Below are 22,447 nucleotides of genomic sequence, written 5' to 3' on the forward strand. Positions count from 1 at the left end.
TAGAAAACAATCCCGCTATGTCTCCAAATGAAATTCAGGCCGTTCAGCAAGAAACAAGAAAATGGCGAACAGCATGGAAAATGAACGTTAATGGCGGCTTAGATTATTAAGATTCAATTGTCAGACGCCTTAACCTGACGCAGTGAGTTATGGCAAGTTGGTTATGCTTAAATAATACCCAATCGGATACGCAATAGATGCTATTATAAAATGAATACCAATTAACGGCCCACGTACTCTGAGCGCCAAAACAATGGCAAAACCAAATAATTGTGCAAGTAACCAAAAAACGATCCCTGCGACCCAACCAGAGTACAAAGCCACATAAATGGCCGGCCATATAGCGCATGGTATTGCGCCGACAGCGAGAATACTGCCAATGGATGACCGAATTATCAGAGGTGTGTAGCTACCTGAAATGTCCGCCTGATCTATTCGCAGTGATTCAATCATAACATTTGCTGCATAGACCATGAGGACTACTGAAACAATATTTCCATGATTAAAAAAACTATCGAACATACATTCTCCACGATATAGAATTCGGAATTACATCAAAATGGCCGTAAAATTGGGTCAAAAAGCAGTGTGAACCTTGAAGCGCTTCTTACGCTCACTTAAAATCCCAGTAGCAGACACGCTTTGCTTAGCGGTTTTCTTTAGTGTCCAACTGAGCAAGGATCAGGCGCGCATCAAGGGCATTTTGTGATCCTTGTTCGCCTTTATTATACATGACAACAATCACAGAATTTGTTTTTTCGGCGATCAGGATGGGCTGGCCGCCAGAATAGGTTGTGGTTGCGTAGCCCGTGTTGCCATAAACATTAACGTTCGTGTTGGCGTATACAGGTGTTGTTCCACCATATCGAGAGCCCTGGGCAGATTGCGGACGGGTAAGGATGAATTTGTCGTAGCCTTGCTCAATAGTAAGGTGGGCGACTTTGCGCATAAGATCATCTTCGACCTTGGAAACAGCGATTGCGCCAATGCCGCTGGTTGAAACCTGCCAAACATTTTTTTGAAGCGGAATCGCGGAAGAAGTGGTTTCGCAGCCAAAAAGAATGGCAGCGCTGATTAAAGCAAAAATTAAACGCATTAATAATCCTCTTAAATTTTTATCTCAAACTAAGCACATTCAATTTCAAGTCTCAAGTAGTTCTAAACTTAGCTGTTGATCCCAGAATAAGTAAATGATGCCATCACGATTGATGCCTTGATGACAGTTACAAGTGAGTGACAATTTGAGGTTGAACGGAAGTCCGGCAATCCGACTAAAAAGTACCGGTGGTCTTGACCTCAGCCTGATTCAATGTGTTTAAATTTGTACAGATTATGTAGGGTGTTAAATGGAGGAGCAAAAACAGAAGCACCTAAATCAAATTGGTTCAATTACTTAAACAGATTTCAAACGGCTATTCTGCCTCTGCCAATCCGGCAAACCTCCAAACATAAATAGCAAGAAATTCGAGGACGCTTTGTACGAGAACGCCTTTAACAAGATTGAGAAAGACCTCCGCGCAGAAGAAGGGGTTGCTAACGAGTTAGACTATGTGGAGCAGACGTCTTGGGTGCTGTTCCTGAAATATATGCATGATCTTGAAGTTGAACGTGCTGATCGTGCTGAGCTGAATGGTGAAGATTACAGGCCAATCATTGACGGCGATTTCCGTTGGGACAAATGGGCCGCGCCGAAAAAAGACGGCGAGTTTGACCATAACACCGCCCGCATTGGTGATGATCTGATCAAATTTGTTGATGATAAGCTGTTTCCTTACCTGGCATCCTTCCGCCAATCTGCGACTAGCCCACAAACGATCCAATACAAGATCGGCGAAGTCTTTACGGAACTACGCAACAAGTTCCGATCTGGCTACATATTGCGGGACGTGCTGGAAGCCGTAGATGGACTGTCCTTCAATACCCAGGCCGAACGGCACGAGCTATCTCAACTCTATGAAACCCGCATTCGGCGGATGGGAAATGCGGGCCGCAATGGGGGCGAATATTACACGCCACGCCCGCTGATCCGGGCCATGATCAAGGTCACAGATCCCAAGATCGGCGAAACGATCTATGATGGTGCCGTGGGCTCGGCAGGCTTCCTCTGTGAATCTTACGACTATATGCGCACCGACAAACTATCTGCCGATGAATTCGAGACCTTGCAAACCAAGACTTTCTACGGGCAGGAAAAGAAAGGTCTCGCCTACGTCATCGGGATCATGAATATGGTCCTGCACGGTATCGAAGCCCCAAACCTAGTCCACTCCAACACGCTCAATGAGAACGTGATGGATATTCAGGAGAAAGACCGCCACGACATCATCCTCGCCAACCCCCCCTTTGGCGGCGGCGAGCGGCGCGAGGTGCAGCAGAACTTCCCGATCCGCACGGGCGAGACGGCCTATCTGTTCCTGCAACACTTCATCCGCAAGCTGAAGGCAGGCGGGCGTGCCGCCGTGGTGATCAAGAACACATTCCTCAGTAACGCCGACAACGCTTCCATTGCACTGCGCAAGGAATTGCTGGAGGCGGCGGAGCTGCACACTATCCTAGATTGCCCGCAAGGCACATTCCAAGGCGCGGGGGTCAAGACTGTGGTGCTGTTCTTTGAGAAAGGCGCGCCGACGCGGGACATCTGGTATTACCAGCTCGATCCGGGCCGAAGCCTAGGCAAGACCAACCCGCTGAACGACGACGATCTGGCGGACTTTGTGGAGCTGCAACGCTCCCGCGCTACGGGGGCAAAAAGCTGGATCGTCAACCGCGCCGATCTGGATGAGGACACCGATGACCTGTCGGTCAAGAACCCCAACGCCCCCGAGGCTGAGGCACTACGCAGCCCCGAAGAAATCATCGCTGATATGTTGGCGCGGGATGCCGAGACCGCACAAATTCTCGAAGACATTCGGGGGATGCTGTGAAGGACACCGCAGATTTCGGCTGGCCAACGAAGCCACTTGGTGACTTAGTCGATGTGCTCGACCGATTGAGAAAACCGATCACTAAGAAGAATAGGAAGGCGGGCCCTTACCCATATTATGGAGCCACAGGCGTTCTTGATCACGTCGATGGATTCCTCTTCGATGAGCCATTGGTTCTGATTGGAGAAGATGGCGCGAAGTGGGAAGCTGGTGCCAACTCGGCTTTCGCTATTGCGGGCAAGACGTGGGTCAACAACCATGCGCATGTGATCCGTCCGCATCGAGATCGGGTCCTCGATGACTGGTTGATCTACTATCTCAATGGCGCGGACCTCATGCCGTTCATATCGGGTATGACAGTCCCAAAGCTCAACCAAGGCCGATTGCGTGAAATCCCAATCCCCCTCCCGCCGCTGGAAGAACAACAGCGGATTGTTGCGGTTCTGGACGAGGCCTTCGAGGGTCTGGCCCGCGCCCGCGCCCACGCCGAAGCAAACCTCCAAAGCGCGCGGGAGTTGTTTGAGAACTCACTAATCGCTATTTTTGCTAAAGTCGTAAACCATGCCGAACACCTGACCTTAGCAGAAGCATCTGTCAGCTTTGGTCGCGGGCGTTCCAGGCATCGACCCCGTAATGCGCCTTTCCTTTATGGCGGTCCTTATCCTTTCGTTCAGACAGGCGACATCAGAAACAGCGATGGAATATTGTCAACCTTCTCACAAAGCTACAGTGAGGAAGGATTGGCACAAAGCAAGCTTTGGCCAGCAGGAACTATCTGCATCACTATCGCAGCTAATATTGCCGAGACGGCTATTTTGGGTTTTGATGCTTGTTTCCCGGATAGCATCATCGGAATGGTAGCAGACCCGAAAACCACTTTCCCGGAATACGTGGAGTTCATGCTCCGTTTCTTTGCTGCCGATCTCAAGAAGCAAGGAAAAGGCAGTGCTCAAGACAATATCAATCTAGGCACATTTGAGCGCGCGCAGTTTCCGTTTCCATCGCTGCAAGAGCAAAAGGAAATCGTTGACAGATTGTCACGTCTGACAAATGAGACAACTCTGCTGTCAGATGGTTATTCTCAAAATCTTCAAGACCTACACGACCTTCGACAATCCCTTTTGCAGAAAGCCTTCGCGGGCGAATTGACATGAAGTCATCAAGCCCCAAAAAAATAAAAAAGGAGCAGCAAAAGAGACGTGACAGAGCGCACAATCTCGCAATTCAAATTGTGAATGCAGAACGCGAAAAGGAGTTTTTGAAGCGCAGGAAGAATGCTTCAAAAGATGATCTTAAGCAAATCAAGTGCTTGCAAAAGAAGATGTGGGATGCCGAAAAGGAACTCAGATCGTTAAATCAAGACGTTGGGCAAATAGTTGCTGACGCACGCTGTTATCTTAAAGAGGTCGACGAAATTGATGCGCAATCAAAGTCTCTAAGACGTGGCGGAGTAGGGGTATATCGCTTGGGCCAAAAGCTTAGGAGTTGGAAATGAGTGATCCCAAGTCAACCGTTGCTGAAAGTCCTAAGGGAGATACTTCTCTGGCGGGTGCCGATCTCGCATGGTCGAAGGATGCGCTTGTGGTACTCAAAAACAGCTTAGCTGAGGGACTGTCACCTGATGATTTGGGCGGCAAAATTGCTTTTGACTTTGGCCTTGGCTTGGAGGGTGTTTTTGCCGATACCCTTCCGCCATCCCGAATAAGGAGATCTGAAGTGTTTTCGTTGGCGATTGATCCCAATGTCAACACCGTAACGGTCTGCGCCGCAATCATGGCCTGGGGCGGTATGAACCAACGGTTTAGAAATGGATTCTTTTCTCTCGCCGATTCTGGTTGGCTGAAGCTTGCCGACAGCATTCGGGAAGGTAAGGTGCATCGCAGTTCTGCATACGATGCTTTTTCTGCTCTGCGTGAAGAGAAAAAACTATATGGCGTTGGCCCTGCCTATTTCACCAAAATGATCTACTTTCTTACTCCAAGGTCATCACCAAGGCAGGAGCCAGCTTATATAATGGACCAATGGGCGGGATGTTCAATTAACCTCCTTTTGGCTCAAGAGTTGGTGAAAATGGATGTCATCCGCAAATGGGAAAAAGAGGCATCAGCACCTAAATTCACTTACATGGTCTCTGATGCCAATACGGGTGAAAACTACGAGAAATTTTGCAATGCTGCGGAGGCGCTTCGCCTCCATCTAAATCTTACACATGATGAAACTGATCGCTTGATGCTTGCAAATGGGGGTAAAAATAAATCAAGCTGGCGGAAATACGTCATCGGATACCGAAGTATATGAGCATTTACGACGAAGCCGAAGCGGGTACCCGCGCCGAGCGCATAGATCCTGTCCTTGCAGCAGCGGACTGGGGCAAGAACGGCTCAAAGTTGCGTTGTGAAGTCATCTGCCCTAGACGCATCCAGTCAGGTGGTACGCGTGACAGACTACGCCGCTCTGTGTTGTACAAATCATGCACGAAGGAACTGATATGAGTTGGGCGAACGACCACGACGCCAGCCTCGATGTGCTACAGCAGGTTCAAGGAACCCTTACTGTAAGCCTCATCATGGTTCCACGCCAAGACCTTTCAACTTGTGTACAGGACGAAAGCGCGGCCCAAATTAAAGCTCGCAATGAAAACCAGTACAGCTTCTTTCCTGTGGTAGACCGGCATAATCGTGTGCTGGGCCTTTATAATGCCGAGCGATGGTTTGAAGATGAAGCGCCTGACCTTCCAATAGCTGATGACTTTGTCCGCCTCTCAGAGGATATCGTGATTGGAGCGGACGCCAGCATCTTCGACTTTGTGATGCAAGCTGACGAACACCAAACGAACCTCGTCGTATCAGGAAATCAGATCGCAGGGCTGGTCAGTCTATCCGACCTGCAGAAGTTACCAGTACGGGCTGCACTATTCGCGCTAATTACCAGCTTGGAGATGGCAATGGTAGTAGCTATTCAAAGGCGCTGGCCTCAGTTAGAGGATTGGATTTCGTTTCTGAGCGATGGACGTAAAGATATGTTGTTGTCCGAAATCGGTGAAGCCAAAGCACATGACGGTTTCGTCAGTGAGATAGCCTTTACTCAATTCAGCGATAAGGCCGACATCCTCCGAAAGGGGAAACTGCTCGCACCAAGTAGCGCAGAATTACGGAAACGCTTCAAGCGGATCAGAGTGTTACGGGATAGCGTCGCTCACGCAAATAACTATGCGGCGACACCGACGACTGCAAAGCAGGTCTGCGAGACTGTTCGTTGGATCTACGAAATAAAAGCCGAGTTATTAAAGCTAGTTTGAAGATGAGAATTTGACCAGATGAGCATTTACGACGAAACGGAAGCCGATACCCGAGCCGAGCGCATTGATCCTGTCCTGGCCAATGCAGGTTGGGGAAAGAACGGCTCCAAGGTGCGTCGTGAAGTTATTTGTCCTGGGCGTATCCGGTCGGGCGGCACGCGCGGCAAGGGACTGTCTGCCGACTATATCCTGATCCACAAGGGCCAAAAGCTTGCCGTGCTGGAAGCTAAGCGCGCAGGCGTCAGTCACCGCAACGGCGTTGGGCAGGCAAAAGACTACGCGACCCGTCTTGGCGCACGCTATGCCTATGCTTCCAATGGGCTGAACTGGTATCAGATCGATATGGTATCCGGCGCAGAGGGCGAAATGAAACTGCCCTTTCCGTCGCCGGATGAGCTTTGGGAAAGAACTTTTGCTGATCGAAACGAATGGCGCGAGCGCTTCGGTGCCGTGGACTTCGAAACCGATGGCGGCAAATGGGAGCTTCGCTATTACCAACACAAGGCCATCAATGCAGCGCTGGAAGCTTTGGCCAAAGGCGATCACCGTATCTTATTGACTTTGGCCACGGGAACAGGAAAAACATCCATCGCTTTCCAGATCGCGTGGAAGCTGTTTCACGCCAAATGGAATCTTTCAGGCGAACCGGTGCGCCGTCCGCGCATCCTATTCTTGGCTGATCGCAACATACTTGCCGACCAAGCCTACAACGCCTTCTCTGCCTTCCCGAATGACGCTGTAACCAGGATTGACCCTGGAACGATCCGCAAAAACCACGGCAAGCCGCCGAAGAACGCCAGCCTGTTTTTCACGATCTTCCAGACCTATATCACGGGAGAGGGGCAGCCCGTTTACACTCAATATCCGCCAGACTTCTTCGACTTTATTGTAATCGACGAATGTCATAGAGGCGGTGCCAAGGATGAAAGCGAATGGCGACAGGTGTTGGAGTATTTCGAACCGGCGGCACAACTTGGCCTGACGGCGACACCGAAACGGAAACACAACGCGGACACATATGCCTATTTCGGCGAGCCTGTTTACACCTACGCCCTGCGCGACGGGATCGAAGATGGCTTCCTAACGCCCTTCAAAGTGCGTCAGATGGCTAGCACTATTGACGAGTACGTCTATGATGGTAGCGATGAAGTGATTGCGGGTGATATCGAAGAAGGCGAGGCCTTTGCTGAAGGCGATTTCAATACACGCATAGTCATTGAAGAGCGCGAGCTCAGCCGCGTAAAAGAATTCATGCGCCAGATTGATCAGCGTCAGAAGACGTTGGTTTTTTGTGCCACGCAGGATCATGCAGCAATGGTCCGCGATCTGATTAATCAAGTGAAGGAAAGTTCTAACCCCAATTATTGCCACCGCGTTACAGCAGAGGATGGCGCCGTTGGCGAACAACATCTTCGCGACTTCCAAGACAACGAGAAGACCATCCCGACCATCCTGACGACTTCGCAAAAGCTTTCAACCGGGGTGGATGCGCGCAATGTTCGCCACATCGTTTTGATGCGTCCAATCCGCTCTATGATTGAATTCAAGCAGATCATCGGGCGCGGCACTCGAACTTATGAAGGCAAAGACTTTTTTACAATCTGGGATTTTGTGAAGGCGCACGAAAACTTCAACGATCCAGAGTGGGATGGCGAACCGCTCGCGCCCGAACCGTCCGCCGAACCTCGAACGCCTCCAACTGGACCACAGCCGGAGCCTGATGAGCCACACGAGCCAGATGATGGTGCGGACAACATTCCACGCGAAAAAGTCGTGGTTAAATTATCTGATGGCAGTGTGAGAAATATAAGCTACATCGCTGCAACCACTTATTGGAGCCCTGAAGGTAAGCCGATATCGGCGGCGGAGTTCCTAGAGCGCCTATTTGGCGATCTGAAAGGCATTGTCGCGGATGAAGACCAGCTTCGGGCCGTTTGGAGCGATCCTGACAACCGTGAGCGTTTTCTCGACCAGCTTTCCGACCGTGGCTATGATCAGGACCGCTTGGAGGATATCCGAAGCCTTGTTGACGCGGTCGACAGCGATCTGTTTGATGTCCTGAGTTATATTCTATTCATGCATGAACCTATTACACGCCATGAGCGTGCAGACATCGTGAGAGCAGGTGGCATGACCGAGGCGGATAACGAAATCAAAGACCTACTACTGTCAATCCTGAAAGCCTACGAGGCACGCGGCGAAAGCGAGCTCGCAACGAAGAAACTCGGTACGTTTCTGACAGCGCGTTATGGGAGTGTGAGTGAGGGAAAAAGCAAACTTGGCGGCTTGAACACTGTAAAAAATGCCTTCCGCGACATGCAAGTTACGCTTTATTCGAATTGAGATTGAACACGTATATAGTGCACTAGTCTCAACCTTCACCCTTTGAACAATCGCCGACGGCCAATGGTTTCCAACCCCGCCGCAAGCGCGCGATCGGTGATTTTTGCGACATTCTCTTCCAAATGTCGGATCCTCGCTTGCATTTGCCGCCATTCCTCATGCGAGACAACAACGCAACCAGGGCTTACAGACAAATCCACTTGAGCTGGCGCGTTTTTGGTGGCGGATTCGGCCGCAATTTCTTTCAACAGCCGCATGGCTTCACCAAACCAGTCCGCTGGCACATCCCGATACCGCGGGACCCCAAAATAGTCTTTGAGTTCTTCAAAAACCGCCTCGCGCGAATCCGCATCCCAATGGTCGGCGATAAACTTTTGAATTTGCCGCCATTGCGATTTGCAAATGGTCCTGGGCTCATTCGGCAACTCTTTCGAGGGCTTGGGCTTCAAAATAACGCCGGTCTTCACCTTAAAAAACACTTCGACCATCTCGATCGTCACGTCGACGGCATTCACCGCATTGGATTTAGCGCAGACGTAAAGCGCTTGCTTTTCGTTCAAAAAATAGGTTCGAGCAGGGCGTCCGCCCTTGGAATCCGGGGTTTGCGCCGATTTGCGCGCACTGGAAGTGCAAACAACTTTACCAAATTTTTTGAGTTCTGACATGTGCCCGCGAATAAGTCTTCTAATGTCTCTTTCACGTTCAAACCCTAGCGCTTCCGCCAAGTTAAGGTCTTCAATGCGGGGGCTAGAATCATCAACTTCAATATCAATATCTTCAATCCGAATCATAGGTGAGTTCATGCTGCACCCCCTTCCAACCGGTCGACGACCAGGCGCAAAAGCCGGGCGCACTCGCTATCAATTACAGCGTCAAGGGTCAGGACATAACGGACAATATCCGCAGACGTCATTTTAGAAAATTCGGGAGTATATTCAATGTCTTGTTCAAAAGACTGCAAAACGGTTTCCAATGGCAGGGGAAACGCGCTATTATTCAAAATAGCATTGGCCATGAGAAAGTTCTTTTCTCTCGTTGGTGTCAGCAGGCGCGGTTGTTGGTGCAACCGCCACAGCCCGGACACGACCATCCCCATAGGATGGACATAACGCCAGAAGTTCATAGTTTATACTCAAGCAAAATTACCCACGAATTTCTATTTACGCCCCCTTCACGAAAGCGTGAAATTCTTGATTTTAAACGATTTTCTTTAAATTAGGCCATTGACCGGCCAAAGGCGGGCTTTTTCCGACTGCTAAGTACAGATAAATAAAGGGAAATTTCTGTTGTCAGCCGCTTTAAACTGGCGATCGGCGTCGTCTGCGCTGAAGCTGCGACAACTGGTCGCCAGTTTACACGTTTTTGCGGATTTGTCAAGTAATAAATTATGCACAATTAGGTTTTAACGCTGGTCGTTTCCAAGGGTGGACATAGCAGGGCGGCCGCGTCACGACAGCCCCCAGCACTGGCCAATCCAAGGATGGTCGTGGCGCTAAATATAAGGTCCGCGGCGCCGCAATCGCGCCTTGGCCACTTCCAATAGCCGAATGCACTCCTGGTCGATGATGGCATCGGCCCCAAGGACATATTTAAGAATTTCAACCACGGGTTGATTTTCCGGGTCGAAGCCTTCTAGCGTAGGTTGTGACGGAAGCGATTCTTTTTCACTCTCGTTTGCAGCAGCACTCATACTTCCCCTCCTGTTCGCCGCCAGCCCCCAAGCATGGCGGGTTCATTTCTTCTTTTGGTTGGGTGTTGCACGCCACGGCAGCAGGCAGGATCGCCCGCGGCGCGATGGCGGGTGTGGGGTTACTCCACAAGATAAGGTGAGCGTGCTTCACCTGTCTGCGGGCTGTTGGCGCAGCCCGTCCCGCTCCCGCCCATTGGCGGGGGCGAAAATCGGGATTAAGGCTGGATCCACTCGACGGGATTGGCCCATTTAATATCGGACAAAGTAACGGTTTCATTATTCAAGCGTGCGAGCTGGTATTTGCCGCTCAATTTATCGTAGGACAGCTTGCCAACTTCCATGTGGCCGCTTTCGAGCTTAACGACGGCGAGACGGCCCACAGCCGCGCCTGAGACTTCATTCAGCGCCGTTTCTTTATAAAGGTACACTTGGCCCCCATCGACATTGCGGATGGCCTCAAAAGCCGCGTCCCAGACTTTAATGGACACCGGTTCGCGCGCGGCCAGCACCTTGCCTTGAATGATTTCATGGCGGATAGGCACATTGTGGCGCAGTGGGATAGGGTAGCCCACCTGTTCAAAGATTTCGGTGACGGGCACCCGAAAGAGCGCCGCCAGGTCAAATGCCTCACCGATTTGCAGCTTGCGTTCGCCCTTCAGCACTTTGTGGAACGACAGGTAATGCAAGTTCATCCGGCGCGAGACTTCGCGTTGTGACATATCCAGGTCTTTGAGCTTATTCTCAAAGTAGCGGACATTTACGTGGTTTTCGGTTTTCATTTTGATGTTTCCCCACTTGAAGTCGCAAATTTGCAGATCGAATGCGTCCATAATTATTCATTGGGCAGAGTGCTCTAATGTTTGATCAAAGTTTAAAGATGGCATACGCGTCGCTCTTGCTCATGCTGGCGACTAGTAATTGTGCGTCAGCGTGTTCATGAATTTTGACCTACCTAAGACTAGCTGCATTTATCAAATTGGGAAAAACATTTGAAAATTTGTCCAGTAAACTTCAAACTAGCCCACCGGGGGGGGGGATTCAAACTCAGATGAGGCTTTGGAGATTTAAACCTTGCTAGCGGATGACTTAGAAAAAATTAGAAAGAATTTTGGCAATATCTTACTAATCTTTGCAGTTTGCGTAGTCCTCGGCCAATTCAAACGAGTGTACGGCAATTTCTGAGTTTGTATGGCATTGTCTGAAACTCGCAAGGGCGGCGTTTAGGAAGCCATCCCCAATGGCCGCCCGTCCGATGTTATCCACCTTCTCCAATCTTTCGGCCAAGTCGTAGGCTTCGGAGAATGCCAACTGTCGGTTTGCTTCATCTGCTTCGATACGGCCGTGGAACCCAGCGTACTATTCCGCCCCTAGGATTCTCATCAAATTGTGGAGTTCCTCCATAGGTATAACAAGTTCGCACAGCTTCTTGTCCGGCACTCCATTTGTCATAAAGTTGTTGGACTTGTAGACGCTGAGAAATGTCGCGTGCCCTTCTTCGGCACCGGTGTCTTCGGGATCTGTCGCCTTCAAATACCGATCGGAAACCATGCAAGATGCGGTACGTGCGCCCCGCCTATTTCTTTCCATTTGCCATTTTGAGATCGGGAGTTTTGTCACGTTGCCTTCGGTCATGATTTTCCTTTCGTCCAGGGGGACGGCAAGATACTGCCGCTTTCTAGGCGGGGTCAATCACAAGAACGGACTTTGCCACAGCTTCGACCATCTCCCTAGATTTGCGGTCCATCAAATGCGCGTAGCCGGCCGTAGTTTGCGTGGAGCTATGGCCGAGCTGCTTGCCGGTCTGGTCCAGTGAATAGCCCAGATCGAGCGCCAAGCTGGCAAATGAGTGGCGCAGGTCATGCAACCGCACATCTTCAAAGCCCAGCTTTTGCCGCAACGCCACCCATGCTTTTGTCACACGATTTGGCACCGGCAGCTTTTTCCCAAACAATTTATTCTGCTTTGCCAATTCAATCACAAAGCTGGGCACGTGGATAAACCGGTCCCGGCCGTAGCGGTCGGTCTTGTGGTCGCGCAATACGATCACGCCATCGTCCACCAACAATTCGCGGCCCGCCACTTCGCTGCGGCGCGCGCCGGTCAAGAACAAAAGCCAGAAGGTTGCGGCCATGCGTGGCGTCACCAGGGCAGGGTCTTGCAACGCCGACACCAACTTGGCGATCTCTTCATGATTCAAATACCGGTCGCGCTTACGCTCGACATTCCGTTCAACCCCCTGGCATGGGTTTGTGCCTTGCGGCCGATAGCGCCATCGCTCCGCTTTAGCAAACACTTTTGACAGAAACGCCAGCACGCGGTTCGCCTGCACCGGCGTCTTCCGGCTGATCCTGGCGTGCAGGGCTTCGATGTCTTCCCATTCAACGGCTGAGACTTTTGTTTTGCCCAACGCAGATTTCGCGATGTGGCGCCGAAACATCGATCGATAGTTTTCAACCGTGGTCTTTTTGTTTTTCACGGACGCATATTCGTCGAGATATTTGGTGCAAAGATCGGCCACCGTGAATTTATCGCGGCGCGCAGCCTCCCACTCTTCGACCGGATCTTTACCCAACACAACTTGGGCCATGATTTCGCGGGCAGCCTGTCGCGCCATGGGAATTGTCATGGCCGGGTATTCGCCCACAAATGGGCGCCGCTGCTTGCCGGTCTTAGTGCGATAGAAATAGTAAAAGGATTTTCTCGATTTGAGAACGCGCAGACTGAGCCCGCGCACAACGGTGTCGTTTAAAACGTCGCCCGGCTTTGCGTATTGAGCGTTCGATGCGGTCAAGTCCTTTTTGCCCATGATTCAGCCTCAAATTTGGTAGCACACTGGTAGCAAGACCCCCAATATGGCCTCCGTGGTAGCACATTGGTAGCGAACTAATTTAATATCATGTTACTAAAAAAATAACAAAGTCGCAAAAAGAAAACCCCTCAAAGGGGGTTAGTGATACTTTTTTGATATTGTGATGGTCGGAGCGGCAGGATTTGAACCTACGACCCTCTGTCCCCCAGACAGATGCGCTACCAGGCTGCGCTACGCCCCGACTTGGGGCAATGTCTAACCAAGTTTTGGAAAAGGTGCAAGTCTAACCAAGCAGGCCATGCAATATTTTTGCATCTTCGCACTGTCTCGATTTCATTTTGGCAATCCAGCAAAAATGCGCTATGCCCCATGGCCAAAGGCGAGGGTGATATGCAGGATCAAATCGGACAGACAGGCATCAGCGCTGCTAAGCTGGCTGCCGCATTGCGGCTCTGGCGGGGATGGACTGACGCGCATTTTGAGCTGATCAACCACACGGAAAATGCCACTTTTTTGCTTCAACGCGATGACGGGACCAAATCCGTATTGCGGGTGCATCGCTTTGGTTATAACAGCGCCGCCGCGATCCATTCAGAATTGGCTTGGATGCAAGCCCTGCGCCGCGACCAACAAATGTTCACGCCATCACCCATTGCTGGGGAAAACGGTGCTTTTCTGCAATCTGCGCCGGTAAATATTGATGCGAATATTCCGGCGCAATTCATGGTGTTGTTTGAATTTGAGGGCGGGCGCGAGCCGCGCGAAGACGAAGATTTGCAACATTCATTTGCCGAATTGGGCCGGTTGGCCGCCAAAGCCCACACCCATGTGCAATATTGGACGCCACCTACAAATTTTGAGCGCCTTCGCTGGACCGAAAACAGCATTCTGGATGCCGATGGCCTGTGGGGCGATTGGCGCAAAACGCCGTTGATGGGCGATCATTTTAGCCTTTACGCCCAGCTGGACGAGGTGTTGCGTTATCGACTCGCACAGTTCGGCAAAGGCCCTGACCGCTACGGCCTGATCCATGCGGATATGCGGCTGGCCAATTTGCTGATCGACGGCGAACAGACCAAACTGATTGACTTTGACGATTGCGGCTATTGCTGGTTTCTCTATGATTTCGCCGCGGCCATATCCTTTATGGAGGACAGCCCGACGGTGCCCGCGCTCAAGGCGGCTTGGTTAAAGGGCTATCGCGAGATCAAAGACTTGTCCGCTGATGATGAAGCTGAAATTGACACATTTATCATGCTGCGGCGCATGGCCTTGACGGCGTGGATTGGCTCGCACATCTCGTCACCCTTTGCGGCGGAAACCGCCAAGGACTTTGTGCCGCGCGGTGTGCCGCTGATTGAGGACTATCTGAGCAAATTTGGCTGACTAGGGCAGATAGCGCTCGGTGCGCGGTGGCGGCACCTTGTCGTACCCCGCAGTAATGCCCCAGATAATGCCAATCACCAGAAAATAATGCCGCCAGTGATCGACATCAATGATGGCCGCCTCAAGACTCATGGGCACAAAAGTGGCCAACGCCGGAATCAGCAAAAGACGATTGGGTGAAGCGATCGCCATGCAGCGTATGCCGCGATTAAGCGTCATCAAAATCATCCACACAAACGCCATGCCACCAAACCAGCCATAGTCGAGAAACACCTTCAAATAGGTGTTGTGCGGCTCCTCAGTGATGCGCATGGACGAGAATTGCGATGGACCCGTGCCCAGCGGTGTTTGCAACGCCAGCGCGTAACCCCAGGCTTGCCGACCAAATCTTCCGGTTTCGCCGCCATCGTAGCTCTGCACTAGTGCAAAGCGCTGCACGAACAGCTCTTGTACATCAGGGATCGAAAGCAAGCCCAGCAGTGCGACAAACAAACTGATTGTGCCTAGTATGGCCAAAACAATCATCCGCATTTTTTCGCGCGCCGTCGCTTCCAGCAGAAAGTTGAGCAAAAACACAAGACCGGCCGTCGCGACCAAATGACCCCACGCGCCACGCGAGAACGAAACAAAGATCCCGATAAACAGAATCAGAAAGAAGATACTGTTGACCAGCATGTCTTTCGGCTTGCCCAGCAAAACGCGCTGAAACACATAGGCCGTCGGCAACATCAGAAATGGACCATAGACATTGGGGTCATTGAACATGGCCTTGGCGCGGCCAAACCGCAAAAACACGTCCCCTCCGGGCAAAATGCCAAGATAGGCGGTGATCCCAATTATGGCGCTGAGCATGGCGGCAAACAAATAGGCCTTATTGATGGTCCGCATGCGCCGCCAAGGGCTCTCGCTGATATAATTGGCGACGAAGTAAGCGGTGAGCATCAGAAAAAGCGTCACGGTGGTGAAGATCAAAGCCTCCATCAGCGTGCCATATTTGATCTGCGTCACCGCTATATAGGCGGGAGGGATAAAACACATAATGGCCAGCAGCAAATTGTTGGTGCGCCAATGCATTTTCATGCCACCGACTATGGCTAACGCAAACACCACGAAGAACAGCAGTTCATAGGGTGCCGGTTCGAAAAGCACAAAAAAGCCACTGCCGATCCAAATGGGCACCAAAAAGCGCATCGCGGCGTGCGCCAGCAAGGGCACGCCGCGATCTGTGGTGTCTATGGTTGTGGGGGAGGTGACGCTCATGCCATTCCGCCTTCAGCGCAAGAGGCGCCTAATAGGCGCCCTCATTTTTACTGACCAATGATATCGGCGTCATAAACAGGATATAGATATCCATAAAGATCGACCAATTCTCAATATAGTGCAGATCATGGCTCACCCGTTGCAGCAGCTTTTCGGTTGTGTCGGTTTCGCCCCGCCAACCGTGGATTTGTGCCCAGCCGGTGATGCCTGGTTTTACCCGGTGGCGGGCGAAATAGCCATCAACTGCATCATGATAGAGCTCGTTCGCCGCTTTGGCTTGGAGCGCGTGGGGACGTGGCCCGCAAATAGACAGTTCACCACGCAACACATTGAAAAATTGTGGCAATTCATCAATCGAAGTCTTCCGGATAAAGCGTCCAACTTTGGTCACCCGCGGATCATCCTTTGTGACCAGTTTTGAAGCTTGCGCGTCCGACATGTCGGTATACATGGAGCGGAACTTATAGACTTCGATCAGTTCATTGTTAAAGCCGTGGCGCTTCTGCTTGAAAAACACCGGGCCCTTGCTGTCGAGCTTGATCATAATCGCTGTGACCAGCATCACCGGCGACAAAAGGATCAGTGCTGTCAGCGCAACAATCTTGTCGAACAGCCATTTGACCACGAGGTTCCAGTCCGAGATCGGTTTGTCGGCCATATCAAAGACTGGCACGTCACCGAGGAAAGAGTAGGCCCGATTTTTAAATTTCAACTTGCTCATATGGGCTGAGAGACGAATATCCACCGGCAGCACCCAGAGCTGCTTGACCATATGCAGCACGCGCGCTTCCGCTGAAACGGGCAGGGACACAATGATCAGATCAACGCGGGTCTGTCGGGCGAATTCCAACAGGTCCGCCACTTTCCCCAATTTTGGACAGTCCGCGACGATATCTGGCGACCGCTTGTCGGCCCGATCATCAAACATGCCAAGCAGTTCCACATCATTCACGGCGGTTTGACGAATGCTTTCAATCAAAAACTCGGCCTCCTGGCCGCCGCCGACGATCACAGTGCGGCGCTTTAGCCGCCCCTGATTGGTCCATTGCATGATTTTTTCGCGTACAAAAAAACGAAACAGCACGATGGTGACAGCACCAAAACCAAACCAGCTAACCAGCCAGACCCGCGAAAAATATTCGCTCAATTTCAGCAGGAACAGCCCGACGAGCACAATGCCCAGCGTGGCAGCCCACGCGCCAAATGCGCGGCTGGTCTGCATGATCCGTGTGCGGTAGATGCCAATGTCGTGTGATTTGGCAATATTGAAGGCAAACAGAGAAATCAGAAGCGAAGCGGCGATAAGGGCTGCATAATGGCTGAATTCTTCATTGCCGACATAGGCGAAATAGATAGCAAACCCCAGTACTGCCAGCAAAAGAGTTTCGATTGCCTGTACCGCACCAACAATCACCAGGCTCGACATTGCAGGCTCTACGGGCTTGTCAATTATTTTGCGGGCGAGCGTGGAAAGCTTACCACCCCCCGAGCCGCTATTATTGCCCACATATTCAGCGACCACGCGCCTTGGATCTATCTGAAACATCTTTTTCCCCAAACTCTATTGTCGCAAATAATAGAGATGGAGAGTGAAAAGCGAGTGAAAGCAAAGGGTTAATATTCTATTTCGCCGCACTATATTGCGCAAGAATGCCATCGACCATGCGATCAGTGCTGAAATTGGATCTCACATGCTCAAAAAGGATCGAATCCGGCACTTCCTCACCAGAGGGCAGTGCCAGTGCGTCCTGCATTTTTTGACACAAGGCTGTGCTGTCAGCGGCAGCAATCAATTGATCAGCTCGCGGCCCATAGATTTCGGAAATACCGCCCACATCGGTGGCAATGACGTGTTTGCCGGCGGCAACTGCCTCCATCACAATGTAAGGCAGTGATTCTTTGAGTGAGGGCACAATTATTGTATTGGCTTTGGCGAAAGCGTCGCGCGCTGGCCGCGCGCCCCAAAAGTCGACCTTATCCGCGATTTTCAATAAATTTGCCTGATCCTCAAATTGAGCACGGTGCGGCCCGTCTCCAATAAGGAGCAGGCGCAGATCGCGGTCCGTTTGTTTCACCAGTTGGGCAAATGCATCCAACAGATAGGCGACACCTTTAAGGTCACGTAGTTCCCCCACAAACGCAAAAGCGTAAGTGTTGTCGCTGGAGATTGGTTTGAACTCGGTTTCATCCAGCCCATTATGAATCACCACGCCGCGCGCGCCCACCTGCGTAATCGCCTCGTTATAGGTACGCTGGGCATAAGCGCTTTCAAAGATGATTTTCTGGCTGGCGGGCACCAATAGTTTTTCAAGCGTGTGAAACACAAAACCCGCAGGGGATGAGGTGGAAAAGTGCAGCGCACCACCATGCGGGGTATAAAAGGCCTTTGCATGCAGCCCCAATGCGCCCAGCCTGGCGTGGAATCCGCCTTTGGCACCATGGCCATGCACAATGTCGATCTCAAGCGAACGCACTAAACCCCGTATCTTGAGCGGCGTGGTCAGATCGGCCAAGCCAAAAAGGCGCGGAATTGGTATTTGATGAATGCCCAATGTCGCGTGCGGCGCCAGCATAGCCAGCTTGTCATCAGTCTGCGTGTCTTTTGTGAGTTGATCGACCACAACGGCAACCTCATGCCCCTTGGCATGAAGGCCTTTCGTTAAATCACTGACATGTCGAAATAAACCGCCAACAGGTGCACGCAAGATTTGAAGGATTTTCACGATTGATCGCCTTTGTCAGTTGCCGCTAAATCCAGCGTTCGTGCACCACAATTGTGTCGCTGGGCTTGATCACGAAATCGAGCGGCACCTTATGCTCCCATACGCGGCCATTCTGCTTGCGATAAAGGGTGACACTGTTGCGTTGCGCCACATCGGTGAAGCCACCAGCAACCGCAATCGCGTCTCGCACCGTCATGCCGTAGACATAGGCAAATTGACCTGAGTTTGTAACCTCGCCCTCAATAAAGAACGGGCGGTAGGTCGCTACTTCTACTGCGACATTGGGATCGCGCAGATAGCTGCCTGCCAGGCGGGCAGTGATCAGTGCGCTGGCTTCGCTGGTGGTTTTGCCACGTAGATAAATACGTCCGACCAGCGGCATGGCCGTATGGCCAGAATCATCGATGCCATAAGTGTTGGTCAGTTGCTGATCGTTGTAAACCGAAACGCGGATCACATCCCCCGTGTCCAGGCGATAGGGGGCGCTGGTGGGCGTGACATCAAGCGTAGGTTTGCCCACATTTGCACAACCGGCAAGAGCAAGGAGAGCTGTGAATAGCAAAAGCTGTACAAGACGCATGATCAAACCCAGATGATTTCAATTGCACTATCCATGCCGGATTATAGTTAACAATAAGCAAAATATTGCTGAATTGACTGCAATTCTGCTTCACCCGCAAACAGCTGGATTAACCAAATGCTTACTATAAACAGGCATGAATGGACGGTGAAAGCTTGCTTATCAATGAAGGATTCGGCGCATGACCCAGAGTGGGGCTTCGAGCTATGAAGACGTTCAGATCAATATACATCATTTGCTCGGCGCGATTCTAAAGCGATTGCCACGCATCCTTATTGTGACCATTTTGGTTGCGGCTGCAGTTTATGTCCTCACCTCAATGATGACCCCAAAATATGACGCTACGGCATCAATCCTGGTGGAGGCGCGCCTGGACACATTTGTTAGTGCCGATGAGCGGCGCCAAAATGGGTCAAGTCAAGCGGCAGATGATGCCGCTATTGCTAGCCAAATCCAGTTGCTTAAGTCGCGGGAAACCTTGTTGCAAGTGGTGGACCAGCTGGATCTGCGCTCAAATCCGGAGTTTACTCAATCGAGCGGCGGGTTGATGTCCACCATCATGGGGTTGGTGGGGCGTGAGCAAACGGCACCGTCCAAAAGCTTGGATGATCGCATCGTGGCCAAGCTTAACGGAAACATAGTCGCGTCACGCGCTCGCGATAGTCGCGTTATCGATATCACCTATCGCTCGGAAAGTCGTCAGACGGCTGCCGATGTGGCGAATGCGCTGGCCGCAGCACTTGAAAAGCGGCGGTCAAATCTCACCATCGAAGATACAGCGAACGCCACGCGCTGGCTGGAACAGGAAATTGACCGGCTTCGCAAAGATGTCGCCGAAGCTGAAAACAAGGTTGCTGAATTTCGGGTGAACAATGATCTGTTCACCGGCCAAAGTAATAATTCGCTGCTTGGGCAGCAGCTTTCTGAAATTTCGCGCCAGATCAGCGCTGCGTCCGAACGCAAGAACGCGGCACTGACCCGCTCACGCTTGATTCAGGACTTGCTGAAAAAGGGCCAACCCGTTGAATCTGTTCCCGATGTGCGCGAGTCGCCCATTGTGCAACGCATGTTGGAACAAAAGGCCAATTTCCAAGCCTCCCGCGCTCAAAATGCAGCGACCTTGCTGGACAATCACCCCACCATCCAGTCACTGGATGCGCAGATATCAGATATCAATGCCCAGATTGCGGCCGAGGGGCGGCGCATTGCACAAGCGTTGGCCACTCAGGCCGAAATAGAAGCCGAGCTCGAAAAGTCGCTCCAAGATGACTTGACGCGTTTAAAGCTTTCGGCCTCGAACGCTGAACGATCTGGGGTGACTTTGGCTGAACTGGAGCGAGAAGCCAGCGCCCAACGCGATCTGCTAAACACGTTTTTGGCCCGTTTGAGCGAAGCGACAGCACGCACCAACAGTGGGGCCACATTCCCTGATGTGCGCACAATTTCAACCGCCAGCGTACCCAATTCGCCCGCTTCGCCCAAAAAGACGATGCTGACCATTGTGGCGGCTTCTTTGGCCTTGGTGGTTCAAATCGGGTCCATCATTGTGGGTGAGTTGGCGTCCGGTCGGCTTGTGCATTTGCGGCATGAAAAAGCGAAAGATGAAGGGCGAATTTCGGAGAAGGCAGCAGTTGCGGCAGTCCCATCGCCCGTTTCACAGCAAGCTAATGAGGCGCCAGCACCAGCAGCTCCAGAAGAACCCGACAACGCAAGTCTGACCGATAAGCAAGATGATGTGCAGCACAAAGGCGTTTTTGCCCAAAAAGATGTACACAAGATTGCCAACAGCGAGCCAAAAATCTCCGATGATTTGCCCGTTGTTTTGAGTGAACTCTCCTTATCGCAACAGCATATCATCCTTGTCGCAACGCCGAGAACGGGACGTGAAGATCAAAAACTGGCCGCCGAATTGATGACCAAGATTGCCGCCAATGGGCAAACTGCGGTTCTGGTGAATGCCGGTGGGGCGGATCATTTGCCCGACACACAGGGCCTGAGTGACTTATGCGATGGGGAAACAGAGTTTGGCGATATTATTCACGGCGGTCGAGAGGAAAACCTGTTTTTTGTCCCATGGGGCACAAAGGAGCGTTTGCGCTTCAACTCGCCTGATTTCATGCTGCTGATAGACGCCTTGAGCGCACTCTATGATTTCGTCATTGTCGAATGCGGCCAATTGGGCGCGCGTTCGCCCATCGTTGCCTTTGCCGATAGTGGCGCGCACCTTTTGTTGCCCAGCACCGGCATCAGCCGTGCGCACTTCGATAAGATACGGGCCGACGCGCAAAGCCTGGGTCTGGGCTTTTGTCGCATCACCGACCTTGAACATCGCGACTCCGACGTTGCTTGACCCTTACGCATTGGATGATTTGTGGCTGGCTTAAAATATAAAATCCTGCAGGCAGGCTTTGAAGGCCTTGCCGCAACTAGACTGAGTGGCCTGATCCGCCGTTTGTCGGCTTCAAAAGGCGTTATCTTTACGTTGCATCGGGTTTTGCCTGAGGCACCAGCCGCCTTTGCGCCTAATGCTATTTTGCAGATCACACCTGATTTTCTCGAACAGGCGATTTTGGCCTGTCGGGACAAAGATATAGATATTGTCGATCTCACCGAGGCGCGGAAACGCATCGAACAACCGGGGCGCACCAAAAAGTTCGCTGTATTCACCTTTGACGATGCCTATCGCGACAATAGCCAGTATGCACTGCCCGTTCTTCAGAAACACGGATGCCCGTTTACGTTATTTGTTCCAACTGCATTTCCTGACGGTGAGGGCGATATTTGGTGGCAGGCGCTTGAAGATATCATTGCGCAAAATCCTGCGATCGAAGTTGATTTAGGGGGCACGCCAACAGAATTCATCGCGCAGAACACCGACGAGAAAAACACTGCCTTTGATGAAATTTACTGGCATATGCGCAAAATGCCAGAGCATGATCGTGTGAAACTGATGCATGGGTTGGCGGATCGCTATGGATATGATTTAGGCAAGCAGTGCCGTGAGCTCATCATGTCTTGGGAAGAGTTGCAAACTGTCGCGCAAGAGCCGCTTTGCACAATTGGCGCACACACCGTTCATCATTATGAATTGAAAAAGCTCTTGGCGGATGAAGCTCGAGACGAAATCAAAACATCGTTCGATGTGCTGGAACAAAGGCTTGGCAAGCGGCCAACCCACTTTTCCTATCCGTTGGGCGGGCCGCTTTCTGCAGGCAAACGTGAGTTTGAAATTGCAGCAGATTTAGGTGTTGAAACAGCGGTCACCACAAGACCAGGCGGTCTTTATCATGACCATGCTCAACATCTGACAGCCTTACCGCGTGTGTCCCTGAATGGCCACTTCCAGAAGCAGCGCTATCTCGATGTGTTCCTGACCGGCGCAGTTTTTACCGCCCAGGCTGGCATGAAAAAAGTCAATGTTGACGGATAGTTAG

Annotated in this window: 21 protein-coding genes and 1 tRNA gene; 9 read left to right on the forward strand and 13 right to left on the reverse strand. The window is 51.5% G+C overall.

All coding sequences use genetic code 11. The features are described 5' to 3' along the window. Nucleotides 1-147 precede the first annotated feature (147 nt). Together L1I42_RS06775 and L1I42_RS06780 are read right to left on the reverse strand one after the other, a co-directional pair. A complete protein-coding gene (locus L1I42_RS06775) occupies nucleotides 148-522 on the reverse strand; it encodes a hypothetical protein (protein ID WP_236113725.1) in 375 nt (124 codons plus the stop codon). A gap of 124 nt (nucleotides 523-646) precedes the next feature. Beyond that, a complete protein-coding gene (locus L1I42_RS06780) occupies nucleotides 647-1,096 on the reverse strand; it encodes a CC0125/CC1285 family lipoprotein (protein ID WP_236113726.1) in 450 nt (149 codons plus the stop codon). A gap of 379 nt (nucleotides 1,097-1,475) precedes the next feature. On the opposite strand from L1I42_RS06780, the gene L1I42_RS06785 reads away from it, so the two are divergent. The 6 genes from L1I42_RS06785 to hsdR all read left to right on the forward strand — a co-directional run bounded on the left by L1I42_RS06785 (nucleotide 1,476) and on the right by hsdR (nucleotide 8,565). Beyond that, nucleotides 1,476-2,924, forward strand: a complete 1,449-nt coding sequence (locus L1I42_RS06785) for a class I SAM-dependent DNA methyltransferase (protein WP_236113727.1) — start codon at nucleotides 1,476-1,478, stop codon at nucleotides 2,922-2,924. After that, nucleotides 2,921-4,078: a restriction endonuclease subunit S gene (locus L1I42_RS16365; RefSeq protein WP_236113728.1), complete on the forward strand. Its 1,158-nt coding sequence runs from the start codon at nucleotides 2,921-2,923 to the stop codon at nucleotides 4,076-4,078. Before L1I42_RS06785 ends, L1I42_RS16365 begins: the two co-directional genes overlap by 4 nt. Further along, the gene (locus L1I42_RS06795) at nucleotides 4,075-4,419 is read left to right on the forward strand and encodes a hypothetical protein (protein ID WP_236113729.1); all 345 of its coding nucleotides are present in this window, start codon (nucleotides 4,075-4,077) and stop codon (nucleotides 4,417-4,419) included. Before L1I42_RS16365 ends, L1I42_RS06795 begins: the two co-directional genes overlap by 4 nt. Next, the gene (locus tag L1I42_RS06800) at nucleotides 4,416-5,222 is read left to right on the forward strand and encodes an 8-oxoguanine DNA glycosylase OGG fold protein (RefSeq protein WP_236113730.1); all 807 of its coding nucleotides are present in this window, start codon (nucleotides 4,416-4,418) and stop codon (nucleotides 5,220-5,222) included. The genes L1I42_RS06795 and L1I42_RS06800 overlap by 4 nt, the downstream gene beginning before the upstream one ends. Nucleotides 5,223-5,412: 190 nt before the next feature. After that, entirely contained in the window at nucleotides 5,413-6,222 is an 810-nt protein-coding gene (locus L1I42_RS06805; protein ID WP_236113731.1) for a CBS domain-containing protein, read from the forward strand. Between the two features lie 24 nt (nucleotides 6,223-6,246). Next, entirely contained in the window at nucleotides 6,247-8,565 is a 2,319-nt protein-coding gene (gene hsdR / locus L1I42_RS06810; protein WP_369413091.1) for an EcoAI/FtnUII family type I restriction enzme subunit R, read from the forward strand. Between the two features lie 35 nt (nucleotides 8,566-8,600). On the opposite strand, the gene L1I42_RS06815 is transcribed toward hsdR, so the two are convergent. The 7 genes from L1I42_RS06815 to L1I42_RS06845 form a co-directional block, all read right to left on the reverse strand. Beyond that, nucleotides 8,601-9,368 (reverse strand): Rha family transcriptional regulator, encoded by a 768-nt coding sequence (locus L1I42_RS06815; RefSeq protein WP_236113733.1) that lies wholly within the window; start codon nucleotides 9,366-9,368, stop codon nucleotides 8,601-8,603. Then, on the reverse strand, nucleotides 9,365-9,688 hold the full coding sequence (locus tag L1I42_RS06820) for a hypothetical protein (protein ID WP_236113734.1): 324 nt from the start codon (nucleotides 9,686-9,688) through the stop codon (nucleotides 9,365-9,367). Before L1I42_RS06820 ends, L1I42_RS06815 begins: the two co-directional genes overlap by 4 nt. Before the next feature lie 369 nt (nucleotides 9,689-10,057). Further along, complete coding sequence (locus L1I42_RS06825) at nucleotides 10,058-10,255, reverse strand: hypothetical protein (RefSeq protein ID WP_236113735.1); 198 nt, start codon at nucleotides 10,253-10,255, stop codon at nucleotides 10,058-10,060. 215 nt (nucleotides 10,256-10,470) lie between these two features. Next, nucleotides 10,471-11,034, reverse strand: a complete 564-nt coding sequence (locus L1I42_RS06830; RefSeq protein ID WP_236113736.1) for a helix-turn-helix domain-containing protein — start codon at nucleotides 11,032-11,034, stop codon at nucleotides 10,471-10,473. 577 nt (nucleotides 11,035-11,611) lie between these two features. Continuing rightward, entirely contained in the window at nucleotides 11,612-11,887 is a 276-nt protein-coding gene (locus L1I42_RS06835) for a hypothetical protein (protein ID WP_236113737.1), read from the reverse strand. A gap of 43 nt (nucleotides 11,888-11,930) precedes the next feature. Next, nucleotides 11,931-13,061, reverse strand: coding sequence for a site-specific integrase (locus L1I42_RS06840; protein WP_236113738.1), 1,131 nt, complete (start codon nucleotides 13,059-13,061; stop codon nucleotides 11,931-11,933). A gap of 167 nt (nucleotides 13,062-13,228) precedes the next feature. Further along, a tRNA-Pro gene (locus L1I42_RS06845) sits at nucleotides 13,229-13,305 on the reverse strand. A 149-nt stretch (nucleotides 13,306-13,454) separates the two neighbouring features. Here L1I42_RS06845 and L1I42_RS06850 point away from each other — a divergent pair. Continuing rightward, a complete protein-coding gene (locus tag L1I42_RS06850; protein ID WP_236113739.1) occupies nucleotides 13,455-14,450 on the forward strand; it encodes a phosphotransferase enzyme family protein in 996 nt (331 codons plus the stop codon). Here L1I42_RS06850 and L1I42_RS06855 read toward each other — a convergent pair whose 3' ends face one another. From L1I42_RS06855 to L1I42_RS06870, 4 genes are all read right to left on the reverse strand, one after another. Further along, on the reverse strand, nucleotides 14,451-15,710 hold the full coding sequence (locus L1I42_RS06855; protein WP_236113740.1) for an O-antigen ligase family protein: 1,260 nt from the start codon (nucleotides 15,708-15,710) through the stop codon (nucleotides 14,451-14,453). A gap of 28 nt (nucleotides 15,711-15,738) precedes the next feature. Next, on the reverse strand, nucleotides 15,739-17,256 hold the full coding sequence (locus L1I42_RS06860; RefSeq protein WP_236113741.1) for an undecaprenyl-phosphate glucose phosphotransferase: 1,518 nt from the start codon (nucleotides 17,254-17,256) through the stop codon (nucleotides 15,739-15,741). Between the two features lie 76 nt (nucleotides 17,257-17,332). Then, on the reverse strand, nucleotides 17,333-18,433 hold the full coding sequence (locus L1I42_RS06865; RefSeq protein ID WP_236113742.1) for a glycosyltransferase: 1,101 nt from the start codon (nucleotides 18,431-18,433) through the stop codon (nucleotides 17,333-17,335). A 25-nt stretch (nucleotides 18,434-18,458) separates the two neighbouring features. Next, nucleotides 18,459-19,013, reverse strand: coding sequence for a polysaccharide biosynthesis/export family protein (locus L1I42_RS06870; RefSeq protein ID WP_236113743.1), 555 nt, complete (start codon nucleotides 19,011-19,013; stop codon nucleotides 18,459-18,461). 181 nt (nucleotides 19,014-19,194) lie between these two features. Between L1I42_RS06870 and L1I42_RS06875 the strand changes: the two genes are divergently transcribed. Together L1I42_RS06875 and L1I42_RS06880 are read left to right on the forward strand one after the other, a co-directional pair. Then, complete coding sequence (locus tag L1I42_RS06875) at nucleotides 19,195-21,363, forward strand: exopolysaccharide transport family protein (RefSeq protein WP_236113744.1); 2,169 nt, start codon at nucleotides 19,195-19,197, stop codon at nucleotides 21,361-21,363. Nucleotides 21,364-21,384: 21 nt separating this feature from the next. After that, complete coding sequence (locus L1I42_RS06880; RefSeq protein ID WP_236113745.1) at nucleotides 21,385-22,443, forward strand: polysaccharide deacetylase family protein; 1,059 nt, start codon at nucleotides 21,385-21,387, stop codon at nucleotides 22,441-22,443. Nucleotides 22,444-22,447 lie beyond the last annotated feature (4 nt).

It is taken from the genome of Maritalea mediterranea (assembly GCF_021568695.1).
Classification (GTDB): domain Bacteria; phylum Pseudomonadota; class Alphaproteobacteria; order Rhizobiales; family Devosiaceae; genus Maritalea; species Maritalea mediterranea.

Coding starts and splice junctions, on each gene's coding strand:
- L1I42_RS06820 (WP_236113734.1), bottom strand. CDS start 9,688: ATGAACTTCTGGCGTTATGTCCATCCTATGGGGATGGTCGTGTCCGGG.
- L1I42_RS06835 (WP_236113737.1), bottom strand. CDS start 11,887: ATGACCGAAGGCAACGTGACAAAACTCCCGATCTCAAAATGGCAAATG.
- L1I42_RS06815 (WP_236113733.1), bottom strand. CDS start 9,368: ATGAACTCACCTATGATTCGGATTGAAGATATTGATATTGAAGTTGAT.
- L1I42_RS06775 (WP_236113725.1), bottom strand. CDS start 522: ATGTTCGATAGTTTTTTTAATCATGGAAATATTGTTTCAGTAGTCCTC.
- L1I42_RS06800 (WP_236113730.1), top strand. CDS start 4,416: ATGAGTGATCCCAAGTCAACCGTTGCTGAAAGTCCTAAGGGAGATACT.
- L1I42_RS06855 (WP_236113740.1), bottom strand. CDS start 15,710: ATGAGCGTCACCTCCCCCACAACCATAGACACCACAGATCGCGGCGTG.
- L1I42_RS06860 (WP_236113741.1), bottom strand. CDS start 17,256: ATGTTTCAGATAGATCCAAGGCGCGTGGTCGCTGAATATGTGGGCAAT.
- L1I42_RS06850 (WP_236113739.1), top strand. CDS start 13,455: ATGCAGGATCAAATCGGACAGACAGGCATCAGCGCTGCTAAGCTGGCT.
- L1I42_RS06780 (WP_236113726.1), bottom strand. CDS start 1,096: ATGCGTTTAATTTTTGCTTTAATCAGCGCTGCCATTCTTTTTGGCTGC.
- L1I42_RS06805 (WP_236113731.1), top strand. CDS start 5,413: ATGAGTTGGGCGAACGACCACGACGCCAGCCTCGATGTGCTACAGCAG.
- L1I42_RS06875 (WP_236113744.1), top strand. CDS start 19,195: ATGACCCAGAGTGGGGCTTCGAGCTATGAAGACGTTCAGATCAATATA.
- L1I42_RS06795 (WP_236113729.1), top strand. CDS start 4,075: ATGAAGTCATCAAGCCCCAAAAAAATAAAAAAGGAGCAGCAAAAGAGA.
- L1I42_RS06840 (WP_236113738.1), bottom strand. CDS start 13,061: ATGGGCAAAAAGGACTTGACCGCATCGAACGCTCAATACGCAAAGCCG.
- L1I42_RS06825 (WP_236113735.1), bottom strand. CDS start 10,255: ATGAGTGCTGCTGCAAACGAGAGTGAAAAAGAATCGCTTCCGTCACAA.
- L1I42_RS06870 (WP_236113743.1), bottom strand. CDS start 19,013: ATGCGTCTTGTACAGCTTTTGCTATTCACAGCTCTCCTTGCTCTTGCC.
- L1I42_RS06830 (WP_236113736.1), bottom strand. CDS start 11,034: ATGAAAACCGAAAACCACGTAAATGTCCGCTACTTTGAGAATAAGCTC.